Raw genomic sequence first — 11,356 nt, forward strand, 5'->3', positions numbered from 1 at the left:
GCTGTGTTTGCGCAGATGGTTTACTTGGCGCAGGAGGCGGGCACTTTTGCGAAATCATAAAGCGGCGTGGCGCTTCCATTCGTAAAATATCCGTTCATCAGTTCTTCTGGGAACGGATCCTGTGGCGGGATCGGGAAAATGGCCGCGGAATCCGGCTTCATGCAGTCCTTGTACCAGTTCGGAAGATCGGCCTGTGTCACGGTCGGCATCGGAGCGATGATCGTGTTGACCCGCGGCTTTTGGCCATCAAGAACTCGCAAAGCGATGCGAAAAGCATTCTGTGCCGCTACGTGCGGTGAAACTTCGCCACCATAGAACTTGAATGTGTCCTGATTGGCATTCCAGTAGCCAAGTGCATCGCCGGAGATGGAGCCTGCAATCAATGGCAATGGACGTCCTGCCTGTTGGAAGGCTTCCGCAATGAAGCGGGCTTCGCTGCCCGTCGACCAGACAGCATCGATTTGTTGTGGCGTGGTGGCAAGCGCTTGAAGTACTGCGGATTTTGTTGTTGTGCCGGTCCATTCACCGCTCACCTTGCGGGCAATCTTGAGGGTGCCGGCTTCTTCGGCAGCCTTTTCAAGTCCAGCATTTTCCTGCTGGACAAGCGGATGGCCAGAAATGCCCTCAACCTGAAGGACGGTGCCGCCATCTTTTAGCACTTCAGCAATGCCCTTGCCCATCTGGTAGCCCCAGAGGTTTTGGTTGTGCATGACATTGATGGCATTTGGCGTAGTGACGGAACCAGCCGATGTGATGACCGGAATACCTGCCTTATAGGCGTCATCAATTACGGCATTGAGCGCAGTAGAAGATCCGGCAATGGTCGTGATGACATTGCAACCCTGCTCGATGAAAGCTCGAATTTGTGAAATCTGTTGCGTGGCGTCGCCATTGGAGTCTGAAACAACGTACTCAGACACATCGCCAGCCGCGATTGCACCATTCACGAGGCGCTTGAGTTCATCATTGAAGGTCACACGCCATGGATTACCCATATAGGATTCCGAATGGCACCAGCGCCATGGCTTGGCGGGGGCGTTGAAATTGCCATAAGCCGAAGGGCCAACTTCAACCATGTCGGTATAAAGTGCCTGAATTTCGGTTGGAAGTGTGCCGAGCAGCGTTGCGCGGTCTTGATTTTGTGCCTGTGCGTTTAGCGCCGAAGCCGACAAAATAGCAAGCGTAAGTGCCTTTAGGCCAAGGCCTGAGCGAATTCTGGTCATGTGTTCTCCTCCAGTGTGAACCTCCCGTTCACTTGTAAAAACTTTATTCACATATGCCGCCTCACGTCAATTAAAAAATGTGAGCGCTAATTTTGATGATAGAATTATCGTGCAAATCATGACGATATGTACATTAAAATGTTAGCGCTCACTATAGACAATCGAAAAATATTCGATAGGTTCAGCGCAAATGGATTTCAATAGGGAGGAGGTAGCTATGGGTGTCTTATCAGGTTATCGGGTGCTGGATTGTTCGATTGCTATGGCAGGGCCGTTTGCAGCGCAGCGGTTGGGTGATCTTGGCGCCGATGTTGTTAAAGTTGAGCCGACAACGGGTGAATGGCAGCGCCATGTGGCTGCAGGCGGAGCGGAAGGCAACAAGGTCAATGTCTCATTTCTGTCGCTTAACCGTAACAAGCGTTCGCTTGCTGTTGATCTGAAATCCACGGACGGCAAACAGGTTCTTATCGACTTGGTCAAAACGGCTGATGTGTTCTTGCAGAACTATCGCCCCGGCGTCGCAAAGCGTCTCGGGGTGGATTACGAGTCGCTCTCCCAGATCAATCCGAAGCTGATCTATGTTTCGATTTCCGGTTACGGCGAGGATGGCCCTTATGTTCAGCGTCCGGGACAGGATCTGGTTTTACAAGGCATGTCGGGGGCAATGCTTTCGGCAGGCCGCGAAGGCGAGCCGCCGACTGCTGCCGGGCAATATCTCGTTGATGCTATCACAGCGTATAACGCCTTTGAGGGTGCGCTTGCAGCACTTCTCCATCGCGAACGCACGGGTGAAGGCCAGTTAGTTCAGGTCAATATGCTGGATGCGATCACCACCATCCAGATGCAGGAGCTTTCGGTTTTCACGGTTGGCGGCAAGCCGCAGACCCGCTCGGCAGAACCGCACGCGCATGTTTACATCCGCGCGCCTTACGGTGCTTTTGCAACGTCTGATGGTTTCATCATTGTCGCTTTCCCAAAGCTGAAAACGCTGGGCGAAGTGATCGGCGAAGACAGCTTCCTCACCATGAATGACGAGGTTGATACCTGGGCCCGTCGCGATGAAATCTTTGCCAAAACGCGAGATAAGCTGAAGGCGAAAACCTCTGCCGAATGGCTGGAACTTTTGCGCGCCGCCGATATCTGGTGTGGCCCTGTTTATGGTTATGCCGATCTCGTTGAGGACGAACAGATCAAACATAATGGCACGTTTGTGGAATATGAACATCCCACCGAAGGCAAAGTGAAAACGCCGGGTTTCCCGATCCGTTTTTCCAAAACACCATCGACGGTTGATCGCGGTGCCCCGATCACCGGACAGGACACGCGCGATATTCTGGCAGAAGCAGGATATGCGCCGGATAAGATCGCGGCGCTTGAGCAGTCCGGCGTTATCGTTTCAGGAAACATCTGAAATGCAGGTGATTAAAGCTCTTACCTGGGATCATCCGCGTGGCTATAACGCGCTGGCTGCAGCGGCAAAACTGTCGGAAACCGCCAATTCAGGCTTGGATATCCATTGGGATAAGCAGCCGCTTGAAGGCTTTGAATCGCACCCGATTGCCGATCTTTGCGCCCGCTATGATCTCGTGGTTCTCGATCATCCGCATGTAGGAGAGGCCATTTCCGGCAACTGCCTTCTTTCTTTGGAGGATATGTTCGGCGATGAAATCGTTGCAACATTGGCCAGTGCAAGCATCGGCCCGTCGCTGACGAGCTACCGTTTTGCGGGAAAGCACTGGGCGCTGCCGCTTGATGCCGCTACGCAGGTCATGGCATTGCGGCCCGATCTTTTGGCCAATGTACCGACGACTTGGGACGAGGTTGTGCGCCTGTCGCGTGAAAGTGGCAATGTTGCGCTTTCGCTCGCTGGTCCCCATGCCTGTCTGTCATTCTTGTCCATTGCAGCGGCTCTTGGCGAGCCGCCAGCTGAAGAAGACCCGAATATTCTCGTGTCGGGTGAGATTGGTCGCAAGGTTTACGATCTCATGTCGGAACTTGCAGCGCGCAGCCCGGCATCGGTCAAGCAGAAGAACCCAATCGGTATTCTTGGCCACATGGCCGAGCATGATGACGTGGCTTTATGCCCCCTCGTTTACGGCTATGTGAATTATGCTGCTCCGCAAAGCGGTCATCCTCTGGCTTTCCACAACGCACCGCGCGCTCGTGCTGATGGACGCCCGGGTTCGACATTAGGCGGTACTGGCATCGGCATTTCGCGCCGTTGTAATGTTACACCAGAACTCAAAGCCCATCTTTTGTGGCTGATGAGCCAGAAAGTGCAGTCCGGTTTCATTCCAGATCATGAAGGGCAACCTTCGCGCCGCGATGCCTGGCATGACGAGCGCGTGAATGTGCATTGGGGCGATTTTTATCGCAACACGGCAGACACGCTCGAGCAAGCCTATGTGCGCCCGCGTCACAACGGATACATCGCCTTTCAGGGCAAAGCGTCAGCGCTTCTGGGTGCAGCTTTTGATGAGCGACGCCCTGCAATCGATGTGTTGAGCGAACTGCAATCTCTTTATGCGGCTTCGCGTGCAAATGGCGGTGAAAGGTAAGTTTCCCATGACTGAAGATATAAAATTCGAGATCTATGGCGCCGTTGCCATTATCACGTTGAACCGTCCGCAAAAACTCAACGCCGTCACGCCGGAAATGGCCGACGCAATCGTTGCTGCCGTTACAGAATGCAATGACAGCGACACGATCCGTTGCGTCATCCTGACGGGCGCTGGTGAGCGCGCTTTTTGTGCGGGTTCTGACATTCGCGAACTCGATACTTATGAGACGCCTTGGCAGTTTCGCAATCGCCCGGATTATTGCGATGCATTTCGTGCGCTGCTTAAGCCATCAATTGCAGCCGTCAATGGCTATGCGTTTGGCGGCGGACTTGAAACCGCAATGTCTTGCGATATCCGAATTGCTTCTGAAAACGCCCAGTTTGCAGCACCTGAAATCAAGCTCGGCTGGATTGGTGGCGGTGGCATGGCGGCGCATCTGGCGCACTCCGTCGGTGCATCCAATGCAGCACTTATGATTATGACCGGCGATCCGATAGCCGCAGATAAAGCCGAGCGTTGGGGACTTGTAAGCGAAGTCGTATCGCAAGCCGATCTGCTCAAGCGCGCCCGTGAAATCGCCCATGTGATCGCCTCGCGCGCGCCGATTGCCGCAGAAACGGCGAAACTCAATCTCAAGGCCGCTGTTTCGATGCCGCTTGAAAAAGCAATCGAATATGAGCGCGATCTGCAAACAATCTGTTTTGCCACGGCCGACGCACAGGAGGGGCGCGCTGCCTTCAAGGAGAAAAGGGCACCGTTTTTTCATCGACGCTAACAGGGTTGGGGGCCTTTAGAGCGCATCCTGAAAGCCGTTTTCGGGATGCGTACCAATACAAAATGTTAGAGCGACGATCTCAATTGATCAGATCGAAACACGCTCTAGCTCGTCAAATCGAGGGAGAGGGATTTTGACAACCGAAACCATGGGCAAGCAAAAGGCGCTTGGCAGTACGATATTTGCCAGCACCATCGGTACAGTCGTCGAGTGGTACGACTTCATTCTGTATGCGACAGCTGCCGCACTTATCTTCAACCATCTGTTCTTTCCGCAATTTGACCCTACAACGGGTATCATTGCGTCTTTCGCAACTTATACGGTTGGCTTTCTGGTGCGTCCGCTGGGCGGCATCGTGTTTGGCTGGATGGGTGACCGCATCGGGCGCAAGCCGGTGCTGATGATAACGCTTTTGATGATGGGTATCAGCACCACATTGATCGGCTGTCTGCCGACCTATGACACGATCGGCATTTGGGCACCGATACTTCTGCTCCTGCTGCGCGTTGTCCAGGGGCTTGGCGCGGGCGCTGAATATGCGGGTGCCGTGGTTATGGCAGGCGAGATCGCCGGTGGCCGCCGTGGTTTCTTTGCAAGTCTTCCTGCGGCAGCTGTTGATGTCGCTACAATTTTGGCGGCAGGTATTTTCGCTCTTTTCACGCTGTTGCCTGAAGATGACTTTATGAGTTGGGGTTGGCGTATCCCATTCCTGCTAAGTGGTCTGGTGCTGTTTCTCGGCGTTTACATCCGTCAGAAAGTTCCTGAATCGCCGGAGTTCGTGCAGGTTAAGGAAGAGCGTCGCGACGCTAAATTGCCAGTACTCGAAGTGCTGCGTGATCATCCGCGGACCATGCTTGCCGCAATGGGTGCGAACCTTGCTCCCAACCTGTCTTACGTCTTCCAGACATTTACGCTGGCCTATGCCACATCGAAACTTGGCTTCCCGCGTGAAATCATTCTGACAGGTGTTATGCTTTCAAGTGCGTTTGGCGCGGTGATGTGCGTGGTGTTCGGTGCGTTGTCTGACCGTGTTGGGCGTGTGCCAATCATGGCCATGGGGTCTGCTGCTGCGGCAATTTATTCGCTGGTCTATTTCCAGTTGCTTGGTGCGGGGACGCCATGGACGGCGGTTGTGCTGATCATCATTGGACATGCGATTGGCGCACGATCATCGTTTGGTGTTCAGCCAGCCTTCTATTGCGATATTTTCCCCACAGAAGTGCGTTACAGCGCGATCGCTTTTGCGCGGGAAGTCACTGGTGCGATTTTTGTTGGTCCGCTGCCGTTGGTGGCGACAGCTTTGGTGAGCTGGTATGGTTCTGCCTGGCCTGTCGCAATCATCACGGCACTCTATTGCCTGATCACGACAGTGTCGGTTCTGTGCGTCGAGAAAGCACAAAAACTCGATGCTGAAGCCCGTGAGAGGCGGATTCTCATCGAGCAGGAAGCGTAGTCACTTATCGCCACTACGCCTGAGATCAAAAATGGCTCTGACCGGATTTACCGGTCAGAGCTTTCCAGAAAAGGCTGCATTTAACAGATCAAGCGCACCCTGTTTGGTCAGTTCAATCGGATTGCCGCCAGCCGTCGGATCGACGATGGCCATTTCGGCGATCAGCTCCTTACGCGATGCATCCATTTCCAGTCCCTTGACGAATTCCGGCAATGTGTTTGGCACGCCGAGATCCTTGCGCAGCTTCATGATAGCATCGACGAAGCCGTCGAAACCGCCTTCAATGCCAAGATAGTCGGCCAGGCGTTCGACGCGCTTTTCAATCGCGGCGCGGTTATGGTGCAAAACATAGGGCATGAAGACGGCGTTGGTCATGCCGTGATGTGTGTCGTAAAGCGCACCAATAGGGTGGGATAGCGAGTGGATCGCGCCGAGCCCTTTCTGGAAAGCGGTGGCACCCATGGAAGCCGCCGCCATCAGGTTCGCACGCGCTTCGATATCCGAACCATCGGCATAGGCCTTGGGCAGGTTTTCAAACACAAGACGAATGCCTTCAACAGCGATACCATCTGCCATCGGATGAAAGCCCGGCGCGCAATAGGCTTCCAAGCAATGAGCGAGCGCATCCATGCCGGTGCCGACCGTGATGAAAGGTGGCATGCCGGTCGAGAGTTCCGGATCGGCAATGACGGTCACGGGCAGCATTTTCGGATGGAAAATGACCTTCTTGGTGTGGGTTGCTTCATTGGTCAGAACGCCAGCGCGACCAACTTCCGAACCTGTTCCAGCTGTCGTCGGAACGGCGATGATCGGTGCGATTGCGTTACTTTCGGCGCGGGTCCACCAATCGCCAATGTCTTCGAAATCCCAGACGTCGCGGGTCTGGCCGGCCTGAAAGGCGATGAGCTTGCCAAGATCAAGCGCCGAGCCGCCGCCAAATGCAATCACACCATCATGCTTGCCTTCATTGAAAACCTTGACGCCAGCATAAAGATTGCTCTCAACCGGATTGGGCTTAACGTCGGAAAAGACCGCGTATTTGACGCCTGCTGTATCAAGGATGTCGAGTGTGGAAGCGACCACTGGCAGCTTTGCAAGTCCCGGATCGGTGACGAAGAGCGGGCGTTCGATGCCTGCCGCTTTCAGCACGGCGGGCAGTTCCCTGATGCGGCCCGGTCCGAAAAGCACGGTGGTCGGGAAATTCCATTTGGCAGTCAAAGTGGTCATGTCGATTGCTTTCCAGATATTAAAGCATTTCCAGCAAAAGTGAGAAACGGTTTTGCGTAGGATAATGCGTCAAACAAACAGATAGAGCGGTTCTGATGCGGTTGGTTTACGTGAACCGCTCTAGATTTTTTCACGCAGATGGAAGGACTTCGGACGTGTGAGATTGCCGTAACCGATGGGGGAAAGGGCAGCACCTTTGCCGGTATCCTTCACGCCGGTCCACACAAGTGCGGGGTCGAGATAATCGCATCGGTTCATGAAGACAGTGCCGGTTTCAATTCGGTCGCCCAATGCTGCCGCGTGATCGGTATCGGTCGACCAGAGCGAAGCGGTCAGGCCGTAGATGCTGTCATTCATCAGCGCCAATGCTTCTTCATCATTGCGCACCTTCATGATGCCGACGATGGGGCCGAAGCTTTCTTCGCGCATGACGCTCATCTGATGATCGACATTGGTGAGCACTTCCGGCGCAATATAAGGCGAACCGGCCACATCGTTGTCGACTGTCATGTTCACATGGGCTTTAGCGCCCTTACGCAAGGCTTCAGCCTTTTGCTCTCGAATGAGGTCGGCAAAACGTGCCTGAGCCATTGGTCCAAGCGTTGTTGATGCGTCGAGCGGGTTACCGACGACATATTGCTTTGTGAGATCGATGAAGCCGTCTACGAACCGGTCATAAACGGCTTCGTGCACATAAATACGCTCAATGCCGCAACAGCACTGACCGGAATTGAAGAATGCACCATCGACCAGATTGGCGACTGCATGATCGAGATTGACGTCCGGCAATACATAGGCTGGGTCTTTTCCGCCAAGTTCCAGCCCAAGCGACATGAAAGTGCCGGCCGCAGCTTTCTCGATCGCACGCCCCCCACCGACAGAGCCGGTAAAATTGACGTGGTCGATGCTGCCGGATGCAAGCAACTTCTCAGTCGATGCGTGATCGAGAACGATATTCTGGAAGACGCCTTTGGGAATGCCCGCTTTCTCGAAAGCCTGTGCAAAACGTTCGCCGGTCAGCAATGTCTGGGTGGCGTGTTTGAGGACCACGCTGTTACCCGCCATAAGCGCCGGGATGATGGTGTTGACCGCAGTGAGATAAGGATAATTCCAAGGCGCGATAACCATCACGACCCCAAGTGGAACGTGCTTCACATAACGACGGAAGCCATCCTTCTGTGCAGGCACATAGGGGCTGAGTGCCTCTTCGGCAATGTCGATCATGTACTGGCCGCGTTCCTGTACACCACCATTTTCGCCGCCATAGCGCGTTGGGCGCCCCATCTGCCAGGCAATTTCAGGAATGATTGCTTCCTGCATTGCGGCAAGTGCATCCAGTGCAGCACGACAATAGCTGGCCCGTTCAGCGATGCTTAACTGAGCCCAGCCGACCTGCGCCTGTCGTGCTGCGGTGACTGCCGCCTTAATCGTGGCGTCGCTCGCATAAGGACGCTCCGCATAAATCGAGCCATCAATTGGTGAGATGATCTTGGCAGTGCCGCTCATCGGGCAGTTCCTTTGTATGAAGTCATTCGGTATTTCAGTCTGTTTTGGAGCCGCAGGTCAATAGCGTTCAAAGCCACGATGCAGTTCCCAATCGGTGACGCGGCGGTCATATTCAATCTGCTCCCAATGAGCGGTGTGGACATAGTGATTGACCACGCCTTCACCGAGCGCTTCCTTGAGGAACTCTGAGTTTTTGAGCGCTTCGGCGGCTTCGCGTAAGGTGTAGGGGATTTCCTTCAGCTTCACGGCTGCATAGGCGTCACCAACGAAAGGCTCATCAAGCTCCAACTTTTCGTCTACGCCCCGAAGACCGGCAGCAATAAGGGCCGCAAAGGCAAGATACGGATTGAGGTCCGCGCCGCCGATACGGCATTCGATCCGGATACCCTTGGTGCCTTCTCCGCAAAGCCGGAAGCCTGCGGTTCGGTTGTCCTGACTCCACATGATTTTGGTTGGCGCGAAAGTTCCTGCCTGAAAGCGCTTATAGGAGTTGATATAAGGCGCGAGGAAATAGGTGTAATCGGCAGCATATTTCAGCTGACCCGCAACCCAGGACCGCATCAGCGGCGTCATGGTGTAGGGTGCTTTAGGGTCAAAGAAGAGTGGGTCTTTTCCGTCTGCACTCCATATGGAATTGTGCACATGGCTCGAACTTCCGGCCTTGGCGTAATCATATTTGGCCATGAAGGTGATGCATTTGCCATGCGTCTCGGCGATTTCCTTCATAGCGTTTTTCATGACGACATGACGGTCGGCCATTTCAAGCGCTTCGGCATAGCGCACGTTGAGTTCCTGCTGGCCGGGGCCCCATTCGCCCTTGGAGTTTTCAACCGGAATGCCGGCAGCACCCAGATGATTGCGCATGGCGCGCAGCACCTGTTCTTCCTTTGTGGTCAGATGGATTACATAATCCTGAACGTAAGGCGAGGCGGTGTCCATATCCTGCCAATGTTTGGCGCGGGCGGTCTTATAGGTTTCGTCGAAAAGATAAAACTCAAGCTCGGACGCGAAATAAGCGCGATATCCGCGCTCATGCAAGCGTGCGAGCTGCTTCTTAAGGATGGCGCGCGGTGAATGCGCGAGGTCTTTATGATCGTGATGATCAAGCACATCACAAAGCACAATGGCCGTTTTTTCCAACCAGGGCGCAAGGCGCAAGGTGGAGAGGTCTGGCTTCATGACGAAATCGCCGTAACCCTTGTCCCAGCTCGCCGCTTCATAGCCCGGAACCGGCTCCATATCGATGTCATTGGCCAGAAGATAATTGCAGCCATGCGTTTCATCATGCGCGGTTTCCACAAAGAAGCTCGCGTAGAAGCGTTTGCCAATCAGGCGGCCCTGCATGTCTACAAAACATGCAAGAACCGTATCAATTTCATCATTCGCAACGGCTTTTTTTAATCTGTCGAAAGTCAACTGGTCGGCCATTTATGCTTCGCTCCTCACGGGAAAAATGAGAGGGCGCCGCGCCAAAGCGCGGCGCCTAATTCGTCAGGTATAGCGGTATGGAGCACCGGCATTGCGCATGGTTTCCTGATATTTTTTCAGGATTGCCACAACCTTGGCATTGCGTTCGCTCTGCTTGGCGATGTCATCCCAGAACTCTTCCGCAGCATCTTCAATCTGCTTCCATTCGGATTCGGGAATGGTGGTGAGTTCCAGCTTGCCGCCGGTGGTACGGTAATGGGCTTCGCCCCACCAATACCAATGCTGGCGATGGTAGTGCGAGGAATCCATTGCTAACCGGAAAAGCGTCTTCAGATGATCCGGCACAGCGTCCCATTTTTCGGAATTCGCGAAATAGGAACCGGCCCATGCGCCATTGATATTGTTGGTGAGATAGTACTTGTTGATATCCGCCCAACCAACCGTATAGGCCTCCGTCGCGCCGCACCAGGCAACGCCGTCGAGTTCGCCGGTCTGGATGGCGACTTCGATGTCTTCCCATGGTAATGTGACCGGAACAACGCCGAATTTCGTAAGGAAGCGGCCGCCGGTGGGGAAGGTGAAGACGCGCAAGCCCTTAAGATCTGCAACACTGCGGATCGGCTTTGTTGTTACAAAGTTGCAAGGATCCCATGAACCGGCGCTGAGCCATGTGACGCCGGGGATTTCCTTATAGGCTTCTTCCCAGATTTCATTAAGGCCGTACCAGTTGAAGAGTGCCGGTACGTCGAGACTATAGCGTGACGCAAACGGGAAATAGGCCCCGAACACGGCGACATCCACCGGCGATGCCATAGAGTCGTCATCGCTTTGTGCGGCATCAATCGTGCCTGCCTGTACAGCACGGAAGAGCTCTCCCTGTGGGACAAGCTGGTCGGCGGTGTAGAGTTCGATCACCATTTCGCCGTTTGCTGCCTTGTTGAAGGCGTCGATAGACGGTTTGATGACATGTTCTGCGAGTGCCGGACCCGCATAGGTCTGGAGACGCCATTTGATCGGGCTTTGAGCCCGTACATAAGGCGTCGCAAGTGTAGTGGCGCCAATGGCCCCCACAGTTGTCAGCCCGGCCTTTTTGAGAAAGTCGCGTTTGTTAAGCTTGTTATTCTCACTCATGCCCATTCTCCCATTAAGTGTTTGAAGTTCCCTGCTATTTTAACGGCTTGGC

General features: G+C 54.2%; 9 protein-coding genes. 4 read left to right on the forward strand and 5 right to left on the reverse strand.

Annotated features, from left to right (window positions below):
- Nucleotides 1–20: 20 nt before the first annotated feature.
- Complete coding sequence (locus CES85_RS00230; protein ID WP_095444095.1) at nt 21–1,223, reverse strand: substrate-binding domain-containing protein; 1,203 nt, start codon at nt 1,221–1,223, stop codon at nt 21–23.
- Between the two features lie 217 nt (nt 1,224–1,440).
- Between CES85_RS00230 and CES85_RS00235 the strand changes: the two genes are divergently transcribed.
- The 4 genes from CES85_RS00235 to CES85_RS00250 all read left to right on the forward strand — a co-directional run bounded on the left by CES85_RS00235 (nt 1,441) and on the right by CES85_RS00250 (nt 6,012).
- A complete protein-coding gene (locus CES85_RS00235; protein WP_095444096.1) occupies nt 1,441–2,634 on the forward strand; it encodes a CaiB/BaiF CoA transferase family protein in 1,194 nt (397 codons plus the stop codon).
- 1 nt (nt 2,635) lies between these two features.
- Entirely contained in the window at nt 2,636–3,781 is a 1,146-nt protein-coding gene (locus CES85_RS00240; RefSeq protein WP_095444097.1) for an ABC transporter substrate-binding protein, read from the forward strand.
- A gap of 7 nt (nt 3,782–3,788) precedes the next feature.
- Nucleotides 3,789–4,559, forward strand: coding sequence for an enoyl-CoA hydratase/isomerase family protein (locus CES85_RS00245; protein WP_095445634.1), 771 nt, complete (start codon nt 3,789–3,791; stop codon nt 4,557–4,559).
- A gap of 133 nt (nt 4,560–4,692) precedes the next feature.
- Nucleotides 4,693–6,012 carry an MFS transporter gene (locus tag CES85_RS00250; protein WP_095444098.1) on the forward strand — a complete coding sequence of 440 codons (1,320 nt, stop codon included), beginning with the start codon at nt 4,693–4,695 and terminating at the stop codon, nt 6,010–6,012.
- A gap of 54 nt (nt 6,013–6,066) precedes the next feature.
- Here CES85_RS00250 and CES85_RS00255 read toward each other — a convergent pair whose 3' ends face one another.
- From CES85_RS00255 to CES85_RS00270, 4 genes are all read right to left on the reverse strand, one after another.
- On the reverse strand, nt 6,067–7,239 hold the full coding sequence (locus CES85_RS00255) for an iron-containing alcohol dehydrogenase (RefSeq protein WP_095444099.1): 1,173 nt from the start codon (nt 7,237–7,239) through the stop codon (nt 6,067–6,069).
- A gap of 120 nt (nt 7,240–7,359) precedes the next feature.
- Nucleotides 7,360–8,745 carry an aldehyde dehydrogenase family protein gene (locus CES85_RS00260; protein ID WP_095444100.1) on the reverse strand — a complete coding sequence of 462 codons (1,386 nt, stop codon included), beginning with the start codon at nt 8,743–8,745 and terminating at the stop codon, nt 7,360–7,362.
- Nucleotides 8,746–8,802: 57 nt separating this feature from the next.
- Nucleotides 8,803–10,173 carry a glutamine synthetase family protein gene (locus CES85_RS00265; protein WP_095444101.1) on the reverse strand — a complete coding sequence of 457 codons (1,371 nt, stop codon included), beginning with the start codon at nt 10,171–10,173 and terminating at the stop codon, nt 8,803–8,805.
- A 63-nt stretch (nt 10,174–10,236) separates the two neighbouring features.
- Entirely contained in the window at nt 10,237–11,304 is a 1,068-nt protein-coding gene (locus CES85_RS00270; RefSeq protein WP_095444102.1) for a TRAP transporter substrate-binding protein, read from the reverse strand.
- Between the last annotated feature and the right edge of the window lie 52 nt (nt 11,305–11,356).

This window comes from Ochrobactrum quorumnocens, from assembly GCF_002278035.1.
GTDB lineage: Bacteria > Pseudomonadota > Alphaproteobacteria > Rhizobiales > Rhizobiaceae > Brucella > Brucella quorumnocens.

Excerpts from the sequence above, each read along its gene's own strand:
- CES85_RS00230 (WP_095444095.1), bottom strand. The coding sequence starts at position 1,223 with ATGACCAGAATTCGCTCAGGCCTTGGCCTAAAGGCACTTACGCTTGCT.
- CES85_RS00235 (WP_095444096.1), top strand. The coding sequence starts at position 1,441 with ATGGGTGTCTTATCAGGTTATCGGGTGCTGGATTGTTCGATTGCTATG.
- CES85_RS00240 (WP_095444097.1), top strand. The coding sequence starts at position 2,636 with ATGCAGGTGATTAAAGCTCTTACCTGGGATCATCCGCGTGGCTATAAC.
- CES85_RS00245 (WP_095445634.1), top strand. The coding sequence starts at position 3,789 with ATGACTGAAGATATAAAATTCGAGATCTATGGCGCCGTTGCCATTATC.
- CES85_RS00255 (WP_095444099.1), bottom strand. The coding sequence starts at position 7,239 with ATGACCACTTTGACTGCCAAATGGAATTTCCCGACCACCGTGCTTTTC.
- CES85_RS00260 (WP_095444100.1), bottom strand. The coding sequence starts at position 8,745 with ATGAGCGGCACTGCCAAGATCATCTCACCAATTGATGGCTCGATTTAT.
- CES85_RS00265 (WP_095444101.1), bottom strand. The coding sequence starts at position 10,173 with ATGGCCGACCAGTTGACTTTCGACAGATTAAAAAAAGCCGTTGCGAAT.
- CES85_RS00270 (WP_095444102.1), bottom strand. The coding sequence starts at position 11,304 with ATGAGTGAGAATAACAAGCTTAACAAACGCGACTTTCTCAAAAAGGCC.